This window comes from Streptomyces sp. NPDC002490 (genome assembly GCF_040296045.1).
GTDB lineage: Bacteria > Actinomycetota > Actinomycetes > Streptomycetales > Streptomycetaceae > Streptomyces.
In genome coordinates this window covers 49,357-64,131 of the sequence record NZ_JBEOWM010000023.1, presented here as the reverse complement: position 1 = coordinate 64,131, position 14,775 = coordinate 49,357, and the positions used below count along the sequence as shown (strand labels likewise).

Sequence of the window (14,775 nt, the reverse complement as noted above, 5' to 3'; positions counted from 1 at the left end):
AGCACACAAGGAGAAACACCATGCCGAAGCCCGCCAAGGGTGCCCGTCTGGGCGGCAGCGCCGCGCACGAGAAGCTGCTGCTGGCGAACCTCGCCAAGTCGCTCTTCGAGCACGGGCGCATCACCACCACCGAGGCCAAGGCCCGCCGTCTGCGGCCCTACGCCGAGCGTCTGGTCACCAAGGCGAAGAAGGGCGACCTTCACAACCGCCGTCAGGTGCTCCAGGTCATCACCGACAAGAGCGTCGTGCACACGCTCTTCACGGAGATCGGCCCGCGCTACGAGAACCGCCCGGGTGGCTACACCCGCATCACCAAGATCGGCAACCGTCGCGGCGACAACGCGCCGATGGCGGTCATCGAGCTGGTCGAGGCCCTGACCGTGGCCCAGCAGGCCACCGGTGAGGCCGAGGCGGCCACCAAGCGCGCCGTCAAGGAAGACGCCCTCAAGAAGGAGGCCGCCGAGGCCCCCGTCACCGAGGCCGTCGAGGACGCCAAGCCCGCCGATGGCGAGTCCAAGGACGCCTGACGCCTTCGCGCCGTGCAGAAGCGGGTCCGCCCCTCCGGGGGCGGGCCCGCTTCCGTCTGCCGGGGCGGGACCGCGGGTCGTCGTTGGTTGGGAGGATGGAACTGTGAGTGACGAGGTGGAGCCCGGGCACGTCCGGGTGCGGCTGGACCTGTCGTACGACGGGACGGAGTTCTCCGGCTGGGCCAAGCAGGCCCGGGGGCAGCGCACCGTGCAGGCCGTGGTGGAGGACGCGCTGCGGACCGTGACCCGGTCCGGCGGGGCGTCCTACGAGCTGACCGTGGCCGGACGCACCGACGCCGGGGTGCACGCCCGCGGCCAGGTGGCGCACGTGGACCTGCCGGCCGGGGTGTGGGAGGAGCACCGGGAGAAGCTGTTGAAGCGGCTCGCGGGGCGGCTCCCCAAGGACGTGCGGGTGTGGCGGGCCGAGGAGGCGCCGGCCGGGTTCAACGCCCGGTTCTCGGCGATCTGGCGCCGGTACGCGTACCGGGTCACCGACCACCCGGGCGGGGTCGACCCGCTGCTGCGCGGGCACGTGCTGTGGCACGACTGGCCGCTGGACGTCGAGGCCATGAACGAGGCCGCGCGCGGGCTGGTCGGGGAGCACGACTTCGCCGCGTACTGCAAGAAGCGGGAGGGCGCCACCACCATCCGCACCCTCCAGGAGCTGTGGCTGGAGCGGGGGAGCGACGGCGTCGTCACCGCCACGGTCCGGGCCGACGCGTTCTGCCACAACATGGTGCGCTCGCTGATCGGGGCGCTGCTGTTCGTCGGCGACGGGCACCGCGGCCCCGAGTGGCCCGCGAAGGTGCTGGCCGCCGGGGTGCGCGACTCCGCGGTGCACGTGGTGCGCCCGCACGGGCTGACCCTGGAGGAGGTCGCCTACCCCGCGGACGAACTGCTGGCCGCACGGAGCCGTGAGGCCCGCAACCGGCGCACCCTGCCCGGCACCGCCGGCGCGGGGTGCTGCTGACCGGGCGCCGGCGCCCGGCTCACAGGGGCTGCTCGGCGGCGGCCGCCGCCTGCGCCTCGCCGCGCCGGATGATCTGCCGGAAGGCGAACTCGGCGAGGTCGTCGCCGGTGCGGTAGACCGGACGGTCCTGGGGGGTGACGTTCTTGCCGCTGGTGTGGCCGGCGACGGTGAAGTAGGCGTAGCGGCCGTAGGAGTTCGCGGTGGTGCGGCAGACCGTGGTGTTGCAGAAGCCGGAGACGCCCGCGCCGCTGAGGGAGAGCAGGTTGCCCTTGTCCGTCTGGTCCTTGGCCCGGGTCGCCTGCGCCTCGGTGTCGAACAGGGCCACGCCGACGGTGACCGCGATGCCGTCCTTGCCGTAGGTGGCGCGCATCAGCCGGGTGCAGCCGTTGCGGGTGAGGACCTCGCCGAGGTCCCCGCGGGTCACCCCGGCGCACGCGGTGGTGGAGCCGGTGGCGCCCCGGCGGTACACGGTGCCGCCGAGGGTCACCTCGGGGCCGGGGAAGAGGCTCTCGGCGCTGATCGGGGCCTTGTCCTTGGCCGCGCTGGAGACGAAGTCCTTCGGGTTCGGCGGGGGCGGCGGCGTGGTCGCCGCGAAGGAGGGGGCCGGCCCGCCGGACTCGCTGGCGTACCCGGAGGGGGCCGTGGCGCTGGGGGCGGCGGCCGGGGAGTCCTCGCCGGTGGTGACGATCGCCACGGCGACCGCGGCGCCCACCGCGACGGTGGCCAGGGCGGCGCCGAGGACCACCAGCAACCGCTTGCGGCGGTTGTCGGTGGCGGAGGCGTCCGCCATGGCGGCCCAGTCCGGGGTGCCCGGTGCGTTCGCCAACCCCTGGTGCTGCCCGTGCTGCCCGTGCTGGCCCTGGTGCGCGCCGTCCCACGGACCCTGCGGTCCCCCGGGGCCGTGCGCGGGTCCCCCCTGCCCGAAGCTCATGGGCGGCAGTGTACTGAGGGGGCCGCCGGGGTGACTCCCCGTACCGGGGGAGTGCGGGCGGCGGGGGTTCCCGCGCGGTGTCGGGCACTCGTTTTGACCCGTCCGGGCGGTGCTGGGTATCCTGCTGGTTCGTTGTGTGTATTGGCTTGCTCATTCTCACGTGAGGGGCCCTTACACCGGTCCACCGGGCCGATGACCAGCGGCAAGCACTCGGTTTGCGTCACTGATGTGCGGCTAGGGCTGTCGTGATCGTCTTGGGTGGCCCTGTCAGGACCCATTCACTGAAGAAGCGAAGGCTACGAACCGTGCGTACGTACAGCCCCAAGCCCGGCGATGTCACCCGCCAGTGGCACGTCATCGATGCCCGGGACGTCGTCCTGGGCCGTCTGGCGTCGACCGCCGCCACCCTTCTGCGGGGCAAGCACAAGCCGATCTACGCCCCCCACGTTGACACCGGTGACTTCGTCATCATCATCAACGCGGACAAGGTGCACCTGTCCGGCAACAAGAAGACCCAGAAGATGGCGTACCGCCACTCCGGTTACCCGGGTGGTCTGCGCTCCGTCCGTTACGACGAGCTGCTCGCCAAGAACCCCGAGAAGGCCGTCGAGAAGGCCGTCAAGGGCATGCTGCCCAAGAACACCCTCGGCCGTCAGATGCTCTCGAAGCTGAAGGTCTACTCGGGCGACCAGCACCCGCACGCTGCGCAGCAGCCGGTGCCGTTCGAGTTCACCCAGGTCGCGCAGTAAGTCCGGCCACACCCCCTAAGACCGAAAAGAATCTGAGGAGAATCGTGGCCGAGACCACCGTTGAGCAGCCTCTGGACGACGCAGAGGCCGTCGACATCGAGCAGTACACCACCGAGACGGAGCTCCCCCTGGAGGGCGAGTACACGTCCGAGAGCCTGGCGTCGCACTTCGGCGACCCGCAGCCCGCCGCGGGCCTGGGCCGTCGCAAGAACGCCATCGCCCGCGTCCGGATCGTTCCGGGCACCGGCAAGTGGAAGATCAACGGTCGCACCCTTGAGGACTACTTCCCGAACAAGGTGCACCAGCAGGAAGTCAACGAGCCGTTCAAGGTGCTGGAGCTGGACGGTCGCTACGACGTCGTCGCCCGCATCGCCGGTGGCGGTGTCTCCGGTCAGGCCGGCGCCCTGCGCCTCGGCGTGGCCCGCGCCCTGAACGAGGCCGACGTGGACAACAACCGCGGCGCGCTGAAGAAGGCCGGCTTCCTCCGCCGCGACGACCGTGCGGTCGAGCGCAAGAAGGCCGGTCTGAAGAAGGCCCGCAAGGCTCCGCAGTACAGCAAGCGCTAGTCCCCCGCGGACCAGCCCGCTCGCACCACCCGTTCGCCCCGGCGGCACGCCCCTGTGCAGCCGGGGCGTTCGTGTGAGGGCGGTGCGGGGCGTATACAGGTGTCGAGAACACCGGGCCGATAACCGTACCGGCGGCCGGGTGTGTTCGGATGTGCGTACGCGCTCGCCCGGTCCGTCCGGCGGCGGTGACGGGGTGCGCGTGGTCATGGGGTGCGGAGCGCTGGGGCTCCGCACCCGTTTCACAGCTTCGGGGTGCCTCGTGATGGGGTGCGCGAATGTTCGGAGGACACCAGTGGGACGACTCTTCGGCACGGACGGCGTGCGCGGTGTCGCCAACGCGGATCTGACGGCCGAGCTGGCGCTCGGCCTCTCCGTCGCGGCGGCGCACGTGCTCGGCGAGGCGGGCAGTTTCGAGGGCCATCGCCCGGTCGCGGTGGTCGGCCGGGACCCGCGGGCGTCCGGGGAGTTCCTGGAGGCCGCGGTGGTCGCGGGCCTCGCCAGCGCCGGCGTCGACGTGCTGCGGGTCGGGGTGCTGCCCACGCCGGCCGTGGCGTACCTGACGGGCGCGCTCGGCGCGGACCTCGGCGTGATGCTCTCCGCCAGCCACAACGCCATGCCGGACAACGGCATCAAGTTCTTCGCCCGCGGCGGGCACAAGCTCGCCGACGAGCTGGAGGACCGCATCGAGGCCCAGTACGCGGCCGGTGCCGACTGGCAGCGGCCCACCGGGGCCGGCGTCGGCCGGGTCCGGGACTACGACGAGGGCTTCGACCAGTACGTGGCCCATCTGATCGGGGTGCTGCCCAACCGGTTGGACGGGCTGAAGGTCGTCCTGGACGAGGCGCACGGCGCCGCCGCCCGGGTCTCCCCGGAGGCGTTCGCCCGGGCCGGTGCCGAGGTCGTCACCATCGGTGCCGAACCCGACGGGCTCAACATCAACGACGGCTGCGGCTCCACCCACCTGGAGCAGCTGAAGGCCGCCGTGGTCCAGCACGGCGCGCACCTCGGCATCGCCCACGACGGCGACGCCGACCGCTGCCTGGCCGTCGACCACACGGGGGCCGAGGTGGACGGGGACCAGATCCTCGCCGTCCTCGCGCTGGCGCTGCGGGAGCGGGGGGCGCTGCGCTCCGACACCGTCGTCGCCACCGTGATGTCCAACCTGGGCTTCAAGCTGGCCATGGAGCGCGAGGGGCTGGCGTTCGTGCAGACCGGGGTGGGCGACCGCTACGTCCTGGAGGCGATGAAGGAGCACGGCTACGCGCTCGGCGGCGAACAGTCCGGGCACGTGATCATCCTCGACCACGCCACCACCGGGGACGGCACCCTGACCGGGCTGATGCTCGCCGCCCGGGTCGCCGACACCGGCCGCAGCCTCGCCGAACTGACCTCCGTGATGGAGCGGTTGCCGCAGGTCCTGGTCAACGTGCCGGACGTGGACAAGTCCCGGGTCGCCACCTCCGCCGAGCTGGCCGCCGCGGTCGTCGAGGCCGAGCGGGAGCTGGGCGAGACGGGCCGGGTGCTGCTGCGCTCCTCGGGCACCGAGCCGCTGGTGCGGGTGATGGTCGAGGCCGCCGACATCGACCAGGCCCGCTCGGTGGCCGGACGACTCGCGGACGCCGTCAAGTCCTCCTTGGGGTGAATCTCAGCCGCCGGAGCGACGACTTCCGGCGGCTTTTCCCCGCCCCCACCGCTTTGCGGTCCCCGCTGTCAACCCTGCCCCCTCCGTTCCCTTCTTTCCCTGCGAAGAACGAGAAGGGAACGAGGAGGCACGGGTGAACACGCGGAGTTGGAGAACCACGGCGATCGCCACCGGCGTCGTCGGTGCGCTGCTGGGAGCGATACCGGTGCAGGCGACGGCGGCCCCCGGCCCGGCGCCCCGGGCCGATCTGCGGGCGGACGTCGACCGCGACGGCCGGGTGGACGTGCGGGGCGCGTCCGACGTGGCGGGCGAGGACACCTGGACCCGCGGGCGCGGTGCGGTGGTCCTGCCGAACGTCGACGACGACGGCCGCCGCTGCACGATGACCGACGCCCGGGGCCGGCCGCTCTCCGACGCCTTGCTGGCCCGCTGTCACGACGCCGCGGACACCGTGCTGAACGGTGCCCGCGACGCCGAGGACCTGGCGCGGCTGCGGTCGGTGCCGCTGCCCTCGCTCGCCGACGGGGCGCACGGCACGGCCCGGGTGCAGGGCGAGGCCGCGAAGGCCCGGATCTTCGTGAAGCGGGCCGGCGGTTGGAAGCACCTGAAGCCCACCACCCGGCTCACCGCCGCCGAGCTGCGCCGCGGGGTGGAGCTCGGCGTCGAGGCCACCGACGTGGTGCGCGACGCGGCCCGTTGGGACGGCACGGTCCGGGTCCGGCTGACCGTCACCGAGGGCACCGCCACCACCCGGGACGACGTCACCCTGCGCACCGCGCCGGTGCTGACCCACCACCACCTCCAGCGGGCCAAGGAGGTGCTGGTCAGCAAGGTGTCCCGGGACCCGGACTACCCGGAGTGGTCCGAGGACCAGCACCGCTTCGTCCGGGGCCTGGAGCGCGAGGTCAAGGCGGCCGGGATCACCAAGCCGGTGCGCAAGTTGGCCACCAACGACGTGTGGGCGCAGGACTTCGTGGAGCCCGGCTACGTCAGCATGACCGGCGCGGACGGCCGGCCGCACGCCCTGCGGGTCATGATCCGCTCGGCCCAGGACCGCCCGGGCGGGCGGCAGTTGTACGCGAAGCTGCGCGGCCCGGACATCGGCGTGGTCCAGTTGGCGGGGCCCCACCCGTCCGACGAGTCGCAGACCCTCAACTCCATGGGCAACCTGGAGACCATCCCCCCCTACGCACACGGCGGGAAGTCGTACCCGGCCGGGCGGATCATCATGGGGGAGCGGGTCGGGGAGGGCATGCGCCCCGCGAAGTCGATGTCCACCTTCCTGGCCTCGCAGGGCGCGCAGTCGCCGCTGCTGCTGGACACCTCCTGGCTGGAGGTGGGCCACGTCGACGAGTTCGTCCAGTTCCTGCCCGCGGACACCCCGCGCGGCTGGCGCCTGGGACTCGCCGATCCGTCCGCCGGCCTCCAGCTGTTGAAGGACGCGCAGGCCGCGGGGAACGGCGGCAAGCGGATGTTCTCGGCGCCCGACAAGTTCGGCATCACGGTGCCGCGCACCACGATCGCCCAGAAGCTGGCCGACCCGACGTTCCTCGCCGACAACCAGCGGGCCGCCGACAAGATCGAGGCCAATCTGCGCGTCCTCCAGCGCGAGACGGGCCTCACCGACGCCGAGGTCGTGCGGGTGCCGGCGCTGTTCGCCCAGTACGAGATGCCGACCGGCCTCGCCCGGTCCGGGCGACTCGGCCGGCTGAACGCCGACGCCTGGTCCACGGTGCGGCCCGGGCTCGCCGACGCCGCCGAGCGCTCGGCGGCACCCGTCCCGACGGCGCCGCGCACCATCGCCTACGTGCCGGGCGCCGTCAACGGGATCGTGCTCAGCGACTCGCGGTACCTGGCGCCCAAGCAGTGGGGCCCGGTGATCGGCGGCAAGGACGTCTTCGGCGAGGCGGTGCGGAAGGCGTACGCCCGCGCCGGGTTCACCACCGCCTACCTGGATGACTACTACTCGTACCACCTCGGCGGCGGTGAGGTGCACTGCGGGACGAACGTCCTGCGGGACACCTCCCGCCCGTGGTGGCGCTCGTAGCCGGTGGCGGTACCGGAGTGCGCGGGGTCCCGACCGGGGCCCCGCGCACCCGTCAGCGGGCGGTCTTCGGCGCGGGGCCGTGGCGGCGGCCCCAGAACCACTTCTGGGCGATCAGGGTGAGCGTCCCGGCGAGGACGATCCCGCCGAGGTTGGCGAGGAGTTGCAGGGTCGACCCGGTGGTCTGGGCGTAGTCGCGGTAGCTGAAGGCGACGGCCGCGTTGGCGGCGGCGGGCACCGTGGTGACGGAGATGGCCACCCCGATCAGCGCCCCCGACTTGGCCGAGGTCAGCGAGAGGGTGCCGGCGACCCCGGCGAGGAACGCGACCACGAAGGACATCCAGTCGGGCTGCCAGATGAACGCGGTGTTGGGCCGGTCCGCCTCGATCATCTCCGTGGTGAACAGCCCCAGCGCGTCCATCAGCCAGGCGAAGCCGGCGGTGGCGGTCATCGCCAGCACGAAGCCGGCGAGCAGCGCCCACAGGGACCGCCCCACCAGCCCGGGCGCCCGGTGCACCAGGGCGGTGGAGATGCCGGCCAGCGGCCCGAACTCGGGCCCCACCGCCATGGCACCCACGATCAGGATGGCGTTGTCCAGCATCACCCCGCAGGCCGCGAGCATCGTCGCCACCGACAGGAACGCCACGTAGGTGACGGTGAGCGTGGACTCCTCGTGGGTCAGATCGGTCAGGTGCTCCCACAGCACGGCGTCGGCGCCCTCGCCGGGGGCGTCCTCCTCGGCCCGGTCGGCCCGCCGGGAGAGGGACAGGTCGATGTTCTCCACGGCGATCGACCCGCACTCGTCGATCCCGGCCTTGCGCAGCGCCGCGATCAGGTCGTCGCCGGCCTCCCGGGCGACGTCGCACATCACCACGTCGCCCTCGGGGTCGCGGGCCGCGCCGGTCAGCACGGCCAGATGGGTGGTGCCCACCGTGCCCTCGATCAGCCGGACCACCTCGTCGGTGCGGTCCGCCGGGGTGATCAGACGCAGATGCAGCATGCCTCACCCTAACCACGCGTCACACGGGCAACCAGGGCGCCGGTCAGAGCTTGCGCAGGCTCAGCCGCTGCACCTTGTGGTCCGGGCCCTTGCGCAGGATCAGGGTGGCCCGCCCCCGGGTGGGCGCCACGTTCTCCACCAGGTTGGGCTTGTTGATGGTCCGCCAGGTGGTGGCCGCGTAGGCGAGGGCCTCCTCCTCGGAGACCTGGGTGTAGCGGCGGAAGTACGAGTTCGGGTCCTGGAAGGCGGTCTCGCGCAGCTTGCGGAAGCGGCTCAGGTACCAGCGTTCGACGTCCTCCACCCGGGCGTCCACGTACACGCTGAAGTCGAAGTAGTCGGCGAGGCCCACCCGGGTGCGCCCGTCCCGGCCGGGCAGCGCCGGCTGGAGGACGTTGAGGCCCTCCACGATCAGGATGTCGGGCCGGCGGACGGTGAGCCGTTCACCGGGCACGATGTCGTAGATCAGGTGGGAGTAGACCGGCGCGCTCACCTCGTCCTTGCCGGCCTTCACGTCGGCGACGAACCGGGTCAGCGCCCGGCGGTCGTAGGACTCGGGGAAGCCCTTGCGGGAGGTCAGCCCGCGGGCCTCCAGTTCGCGCATCGGCAGCAGGAAGCCGTCCGTGGTGACCAGCTCCACCCGCGGGTGCTCGGGCCAGCGGGCCAGCAGCGCCTTCAGCAGCCGGGCGACCGTGGACTTGCCGACCGCCACCGAACCGGCGATCCCTATCACGAACGGCGTCCCCGACTGGGAGCCCTGTTCCCCGAGGAAGGTGTTGAGCGCGCTCCGCAGCCCGTCGGTGGCGCCCACGTACAGGTTCAGCAGCCGCGACAGCGGAAGGTAGATGTCCCGGACCTCGTCCAGGTCGATGACGTCCCCGAGGCCGCGCAGCTCCTCGACCTCGGCCGCGGAGAGCGGCAGCGGGGTCTTGTCACGCAGGGCGCTCCACTCGGCCCGGGTGAGGTCGAGGTACGGCGTGGCGTCCGGCCGGGAGCGGGGGGCCGGGTGGGGCGGCAGGGACACCGGGGAGATCACCTGATCATTGTCGCGGCTGTGCGACCCGGACGGGAGGTGGGGTACGTCACCCGGGGCGCGTCGCCCGGCGCGCCGGGCGCGGTGCACCCGGGCGGGCGAGCACGACCGCCGGCGGGCGGGCCGCCCCGCGGGGGCCGCGCCGCACGGACGGGACCGCGGGGCGCGCCGGGCGCACCGGACGGGGGTACGGTGACCGGGTGATCATCGGGGTGGGCATCGACGTGGCCGAGATCGAGCGGTTCGCCGCCGCGCTGGAGCGGACGCCGCACCTCGCCGAGCGGCTGTTCGTCCCGGCGGAGCTCTGCCTGCCGGACGGGGAGCGGCGCGGGGTCGCCTCGCTGGCCGCCCGGTTCGCGGCCAAGGAGGCGCTGGCCAAGGCGCTGGGGGCGCCGCCCGGACTGATCTGGACCGATGCCGAGGTGTGGGTGGAGGAGAACGGGCAGCCCCGGCTGCGGGTGCGCGGCACGGTCGCCGCCCGCGCCGAGGCCCTGGGCGTCCGCTCCTGGCACGTGTCCCTGAGCCATGACGCGGGGGTGGCCTCCGCGGTGGTCGTCGCCGAGGGCTGAGCGGCCGTCACCGGGCGGGGGCCAGCCGGCGCATTCCCCGGGGTCCGGGGCCGCCCGCTGCGGCAGACTCGTCCCATGCGCACCGCTCACCACGTGGAGACCGTCCGGAACGCCGAGGCCGCGCTGATGGCGCGGCTCCCGGAAGGGGAGTTGATGCGGCGGGCCGCCGCCGGGCTGGCCGCCGCCTGTGCCGATCTGCTGGGCCGGGTGTACGGGGCCCGGGTGGTGCTGCTCGTCGGCAGCGGTGACAACGGCGGTGACGCCCTGTACGCGGGCGCCCGCCTGGCCCGCCGGGGCGCCGGGGTCGGCGCGGTGCTCCTGGCCCCGGACCGCACCCACGCCGGGGGGCTCGCCGCGTTCACCGGGGCCGGCGGCCGGATCGCGGCGGACCCGTTCGCCGCGCTGGCCGGCGCCGATCTGGTGCTGGACGGCATCACCGGCATCGGCGGCCGGGGCGGGCTGCGCCCGGACGCGGTGCCGCTGGCCCGGGCGGCGCGCGGGGCGAACGCGGTGGTGGTGGCGGTGGACCTGCCGAGCGGCACCGAGGCCGACAGCGGCGAGGTGCGCGGGGAGGCGCTGCGCGCCGACGCGACCGTCACCTTCGGCACCCACAAGCCGGCGCTGCTGATCGACCCGGCCCGGGAGTACGCGGGCACCGTGCGGCTGGTCGACATCGGCCTGGGTCCGCACCTGCCGTCCGTCCCGGCGGTGGAGTCGCTGCACCACCGGGACGTGGCGCGGCTGCTGCCGGTGCCGACCGGGGAGAGCGACAAGTACCGGCGCGGGGTGGTCGGGGTGGTCGCCGGCTCCGCCCGCTACCCGGGGGCGGCGGTGCTCGCGGTGGCGGGCGCCCTGCGCGGCGGCGCCGGGGCCGTGCGGTACGTGGGGCGGGCCGCCGACGCGGTGATCGCCCGGTTCCCGGAGGCGCTGGTGCACGAGGGGCCGCCGACCCGGGCCGGCCGGGTGCAGGCGTGGGTGGTGGGCCCCGGCATCGGCGAGGGCGGCGACACGGTCGGCGCGGTGCAGGAGGTCCTCGACGCGGACGTGCCGGTCCTGGTGGACGCGGACGGGTTGCGCCCGCTGGACCCGGCCCGGGTCCGGGACCGGGGGGCGCCCACCCTGCTCACCCCGCACGCCGGGGAGGCGGCGGCGCTGCTCGGGGTGTCGCGGGGGCGGGTGGAGGCGGCCCGGCTCACCTCGGTGCGGGAGTTGGCGGCCCGGTTCGGGGCCACGGTCCTGTTGAAGGGCTCCACCACCCTGGTGGCGTCCCCGGACCCGGCGCAGCCGGTGCGGGCGAACCCGATGGGCACGCCGTGGCTGGCGACCGCCGGCAGCGGGGACGTGCTGTCGGGGCTCGCCGGCTCGCTGCTGGCGGCCGGGGTCGCCCCGCTGGACGCGGCCTCGGTCGCCGCGTACCTGCACGGCCTGGCGGCGCGCAGCGCGGCGGAGCGCGGGGTGCCGTTGACCGCGGACGAGGTCGCCGGGGCGCTCCCCGCCGCCTGGGCCTCGCTGCTCGGTGCGTGACGCGCCCCACACCCGGGCGGGCGGGGGAGCCGGTGCAGGGGCGGGAAGCGGGGTCTCTGAGACAATCGGCGCGATGAGCCAGACACCACCGCAGCCCAGCCGCGTCCGCGCCGAGATCGACCTGGACGCGCTGCGCGCCAACGTCCGCGCCCTGCGGGCCCGGGCGCCCCGCTCCGCCCTGATGGCCGTCGTGAAGTCCGACGGCTACGGGCACGGGGCGCTGCCCTGTGCGCGGGCCGCGATCGAGGCCGGCGCCGAGTGGTTGGGCACCGCCACTCCGCAGGAGGCGCTGGCGTTGCGGGCGGCGGGCGTCGGCGGCCGGATCATGTGCTGGTTGTGGACGCCGGGCGACCCGTGGCGGGAGGCCGTGGAGGCGGACCTGGACGTGTCGGTGAGCGGGATGTGGGCGCTGGCCGAGGTGACCGCCGCGGCCCGGGAGGCGGGCCGGCCCGCCCGGGTCCACCTGAAGGCGGACACCGGTCTGGGCCGCAACGGCTGCCTCCCCGCCGACTGGCCCGAGTTGGTGGCCGCGGCGCTCGCCGGCGAGGCCGCCGGGGACCTGCGGGTGGTCGGCCTGTGGTCGCACCTGGCCTGTGCCGACGAGCCCGGCCACGCCTCGGTCGCCGACCAGTTGGGGACGTTCCGCCGGATGGTGGCCCACGCGGAGGGCGAGGGGGTGCGCCCCGAGGTGCGGCACCTGGCCAACTCGCCGGCCGTGCTGACCCTGCCGGACACCCACTTCGACCTGGTGCGCACCGGCATCGCGATGTACGGGGTGTCGCCCGCCCCGGAGTTGGGCACCGCCGCCGAGCTGGGGCTGCGGCCGGTGATGACGCTCAGCGCCTCGCTGGCCCTGGTCAAACGGGCGCCGGCCGGACACGGCGTCAGTTACGGCCACCGGTACGTCACCGGACGGGAGACGGTCCTCGGGCTGGTCCCGGTCGGCTACGGCGACGGCGTTCCGCGGCACGCCTCGGGGCGGGGCCCGGTGCTGGTCGGCGGGGAGTGGCGGCGGGTCGCGGGCCGGATCGCGATGGACCAGTTCGTGGTGGACCTCGACGGGCAGAAGCTCCAGGAGGGCGCGGAGGCGGTGCTGTTCGGCCCGGGCGACCGGGGCGAGCCCACCGTCCAGGACTGGGCCGAGGCCGCGGACACCATCGCCTACGAGATCGTCACCCGGATCGGCTCCCGGGTGCCCCGGGTGTACCGGGGGGCGTCCGAGTGAGCGGGGACGCCGCGGCCCGGGCGGTGGCGAGCGTCGCCGCGCGGGCGGGCGGCGGCTGGCGCCGGGGCGCGGGCATCGCCCTCGGGGTGGTCGCGGCGGCCGGCGTGGCGGGCGTGGCGATCGAACGGCTGACCGTCAGCCGCGGGGTGCGCCGGGAGGCGCGGCTCGCGCTCGACGCGGCCGGCCCGTACGGCACCCTGCGCGGCACCCCGGGCACGGCCCTCGCCGAGGACGGCACCGCCCTGTACTACGAGGTCGACGAGCCGGAGCCGGCCGCCGCGGCGGCCGGGGTCACGGTGGTGTTCAGCCACGGCTTCTGCCTGAACCAGGACTCCTGGCACTTCCAGCGGGCCGCGCTGCGCGGCGCGGTCCGCACCGTCCACTGGGACCTGCGCGGGCACGGTCGTTCGGGGCGCGGAGCGCCCGGCGAGCCGGTCACCATCGACCGGCTCGGCCGGGACCTGAGGGCGGTCATCGACGCGGCGGCCCCCGAGGGGCCGCTGGTCCTGGTGGGGCACTCGACGGGCGGCATGACGGTGATGGCCCTCGCCGAGCAGTACCCGGAGCTGGTCCGGGACCGGGTCGTCGGGGTCGCCCTGGTGGGGACCTCCGCCGGGCGGCTGGCCGAGGTCGACTACGGCCTGCCGGCGGCCGGCGCGTACGCGGTGCACCGGGTGCTGCCCGGGGCGCTGCGGGTGCTGGGCGGCCGGGCCGAGCTGACGGAGCTGGTGGAGCGGGGCCGCCGGGCCACCGCCGACCTGTTCACCGGGGTCGTCAAGCGGTACTCCTTCGCCGGCCGCGAGGTGGACCCGGCGGTGGCCCGGTTCGCCGAGCGGATGATCGAGGCCACCCCCTTCGAGGTGGTCGCCGAGTTCCACCCGGCGTTCGCCGCGCACGACAAGACGGCGGCGCTGGCCCGGTTCGCCGGGCTGCCGGTGCTGGTGCTCGCCGGCGAGCAGGACCTCATCACGCCCCCGGAGCACAGCGAGGCCGTCGCCGAGGCGCTCCCGGACGCCGCACTGGTCCTGCTGCCCGAGGCCGGCCACCTGGTGATGCTGGAGCACCCGGACGCGGTCACCGACCGGCTCCTGGAGCTGCTCGCCCGGGCCGGGGCGGTCCCCGCAGCGACTACCGTGGACGGCTATGGAACCAAGCGCGCAGCGAGCGGAACCGCGGGCGACGACGGCTGAGCCGGTCACCGCGTCGATCACCGTCACGTCCCCCGAGCGGATGCGGGAGCTGGGCCTGCGCCTCGCCGGGCTGCTCGCCCCGGGCGACCTGGTGATGCTCACCGGCGAGCTGGGCGCCGGCAAGACCACCCTGACCCGGGGCGTCGGCGAGGGCCTCGGGGTGCGGGGTGCGGTGACCTCGCCGACCTTCGTGATCGCCCGGGTGCATCCGAGCCTGGTCGGGGGGCCGGCGCTGGTCCACGTGGACGCCTACCGGCTGGGCGGCGGGCTGGACGAGATGGAGGACCTGGACCTCGATGTGTCGCTGCCCGAGTCGGTGGTCGTCGTGGAGTGGGGCGACGGCAAGGTGGAGGAGCTGTCGGAGGACCGGCTGCACGTGCTGATCGACCGGGCGGTGGGCGACACCACGGACGAGGTCCGCACGGTGACCCTGCGCGGCCACGGGAAGCGGTGGGCCGCGGTGGAGCTGGCCGCGCTCGCCACCGACGGTTCCTGACCCTCCCGGAACACGTTCCGACAAGGTGTCGGGAAGTTGTTGCGCGACGGTGCTCCTCCGTGGTCACATGGGACGGAGAGGTTAGGTGTGCCTAACCGACCTGCCCCCGGAGCACCCAGGAGGCGCCCATGTCGGCGACACGGCGGCCCACCACGTCCGCTACGACGGTGCCGATGAGCGTGCTGCTCGCCGCGGGCGCGGCGGCCCGGGCGGTCTCCACGCCCCCGGTCGAACCCGCCCCCCGCGGCACCCGCACGCCTCCCGCACCCCGGGACGAGCGGCCCCGGGCGGCCTAGCCCGCGCCCGGAGGAC

15 protein-coding genes are annotated in these 14,775 nt (G+C 74.5%); 12 read left to right on the top strand and 3 right to left on the bottom strand.

All coding sequences use genetic code 11. The annotated features are described in order from the left end of the window. Positions 1-20 precede the first annotated feature (20 nt). Together rplQ and truA are read left to right on the top strand one after the other, a co-directional pair. The gene (rplQ, locus tag ABT092_RS16910; RefSeq protein ID WP_351244490.1) at positions 21-527 is read left to right on the top strand and encodes a 50S ribosomal protein L17; all 507 of its coding nucleotides are present in this window, start codon (positions 21-23) and stop codon (positions 525-527) included. A gap of 103 nt (positions 528-630) precedes the next feature. Further along, the gene (gene truA / locus ABT092_RS16905; protein ID WP_351244488.1) at positions 631-1,497 is read left to right on the top strand and encodes a tRNA pseudouridine(38-40) synthase TruA; all 867 of its coding nucleotides are present in this window, start codon (positions 631-633) and stop codon (positions 1,495-1,497) included. 19 nt (positions 1,498-1,516) lie between these two features. On the opposite strand, the gene ABT092_RS16900 is transcribed toward truA, so the two are convergent. Continuing rightward, the gene (locus tag ABT092_RS16900; protein WP_351244486.1) at positions 1,517-2,428 is read right to left on the bottom strand and encodes a hypothetical protein; all 912 of its coding nucleotides are present in this window, start codon (positions 2,426-2,428) and stop codon (positions 1,517-1,519) included. 305 nt (positions 2,429-2,733) lie between these two features. On the opposite strand from ABT092_RS16900, the gene rplM reads away from it, so the two are divergent. The 4 genes from rplM (at position 2,734) to ABT092_RS16880 (ending at position 7,432) form a co-directional block, all read left to right on the top strand. Further along, the gene (rplM, locus tag ABT092_RS16895) at positions 2,734-3,177 is read left to right on the top strand and encodes a 50S ribosomal protein L13 (protein WP_351244484.1); all 444 of its coding nucleotides are present in this window, start codon (positions 2,734-2,736) and stop codon (positions 3,175-3,177) included. Between the two features lie 44 nt (positions 3,178-3,221). After that, positions 3,222-3,743, top strand: coding sequence for a 30S ribosomal protein S9 (gene rpsI, locus ABT092_RS16890; RefSeq protein WP_351244482.1), 522 nt, complete (start codon positions 3,222-3,224; stop codon positions 3,741-3,743). Between the two features lie 292 nt (positions 3,744-4,035). Further along, positions 4,036-5,385 carry a phosphoglucosamine mutase gene (gene glmM, locus ABT092_RS16885; RefSeq protein ID WP_351244480.1) on the top strand — a complete coding sequence of 450 codons (1,350 nt, stop codon included), beginning with the start codon at positions 4,036-4,038 and terminating at the stop codon, positions 5,383-5,385. A gap of 133 nt (positions 5,386-5,518) precedes the next feature. Then, positions 5,519-7,432 carry a protein-arginine deiminase domain-containing protein gene (locus ABT092_RS16880; RefSeq protein WP_351244478.1) on the top strand — a complete coding sequence of 638 codons (1,914 nt, stop codon included), beginning with the start codon at positions 5,519-5,521 and terminating at the stop codon, positions 7,430-7,432. Between the two features lie 52 nt (positions 7,433-7,484). On the opposite strand, the gene ABT092_RS16875 is transcribed toward ABT092_RS16880, so the two are convergent. Further along, positions 7,485-8,429: a DUF389 domain-containing protein gene (locus ABT092_RS16875; protein ID WP_351244476.1), complete on the bottom strand. Its 945-nt coding sequence runs from the start codon at positions 8,427-8,429 to the stop codon at positions 7,485-7,487. Between the two features lie 43 nt (positions 8,430-8,472). Continuing rightward, entirely contained in the window at positions 8,473-9,462 is a 990-nt protein-coding gene (gene coaA / locus ABT092_RS16870; protein WP_351244474.1) for a type I pantothenate kinase, read from the bottom strand. Between the two features lie 197 nt (positions 9,463-9,659). Here coaA and ABT092_RS16865 point away from each other — a divergent pair, with 197 nt between their 5' ends. From ABT092_RS16865 to ABT092_RS16840, 6 genes are all read left to right on the top strand, one after another. Then, positions 9,660-10,028, top strand: coding sequence for a holo-ACP synthase (locus ABT092_RS16865; RefSeq protein WP_351244472.1), 369 nt, complete (start codon positions 9,660-9,662; stop codon positions 10,026-10,028). 75 nt (positions 10,029-10,103) lie between these two features. Continuing rightward, on the top strand, positions 10,104-11,552 hold the full coding sequence (locus ABT092_RS16860; RefSeq protein WP_351244470.1) for an NAD(P)H-hydrate dehydratase: 1,449 nt from the start codon (positions 10,104-10,106) through the stop codon (positions 11,550-11,552). A gap of 73 nt (positions 11,553-11,625) precedes the next feature. Continuing rightward, positions 11,626-12,777 (top strand): alanine racemase, encoded by a 1,152-nt coding sequence (alr, locus tag ABT092_RS16855; protein ID WP_351244468.1) that lies wholly within the window; start codon positions 11,626-11,628, stop codon positions 12,775-12,777. After that, entirely contained in the window at positions 12,774-13,967 is a 1,194-nt protein-coding gene (locus ABT092_RS16850; RefSeq protein ID WP_351244466.1) for an alpha/beta hydrolase, read from the top strand. Before alr ends, ABT092_RS16850 begins: the two co-directional genes overlap by 4 nt. After that, entirely contained in the window at positions 13,921-14,463 is a 543-nt protein-coding gene (gene tsaE, locus ABT092_RS16845; protein ID WP_351244464.1) for a tRNA (adenosine(37)-N6)-threonylcarbamoyltransferase complex ATPase subunit type 1 TsaE, read from the top strand. Before ABT092_RS16850 ends, tsaE begins: the two co-directional genes overlap by 47 nt. A gap of 128 nt (positions 14,464-14,591) precedes the next feature. After that, positions 14,592-14,759, top strand: coding sequence for a hypothetical protein (locus tag ABT092_RS16840; protein WP_351244462.1), 168 nt, complete (start codon positions 14,592-14,594; stop codon positions 14,757-14,759). Positions 14,760-14,775: the final 16 nt, after the last annotated feature.

What these genes read in the sequence shown, in the direction of transcription:
- tsaE (WP_351244464.1), top strand. Translation starts at nt 13,921, where the DNA reads ATGGAACCAAGCGCGCAGCGAGCGGAACCGCGGGCGACGACGGCTGAG.
- ABT092_RS16840 (WP_351244462.1), top strand. Translation starts at nt 14,592, where the DNA reads ATGTCGGCGACACGGCGGCCCACCACGTCCGCTACGACGGTGCCGATG.
- ABT092_RS16860 (WP_351244470.1), top strand. Translation starts at nt 10,104, where the DNA reads ATGCGCACCGCTCACCACGTGGAGACCGTCCGGAACGCCGAGGCCGCG.
- rplQ (WP_351244490.1), top strand. Translation starts at nt 21, where the DNA reads ATGCCGAAGCCCGCCAAGGGTGCCCGTCTGGGCGGCAGCGCCGCGCAC.
- ABT092_RS16900 (WP_351244486.1), bottom strand. Translation starts at nt 2,428, where the DNA reads ATGAGCTTCGGGCAGGGGGGACCCGCGCACGGCCCCGGGGGACCGCAG.
- alr (WP_351244468.1), top strand. Translation starts at nt 11,626, where the DNA reads ATGAGCCAGACACCACCGCAGCCCAGCCGCGTCCGCGCCGAGATCGAC.
- ABT092_RS16875 (WP_351244476.1), bottom strand. Translation starts at nt 8,429, where the DNA reads ATGCTGCATCTGCGTCTGATCACCCCGGCGGACCGCACCGACGAGGTG.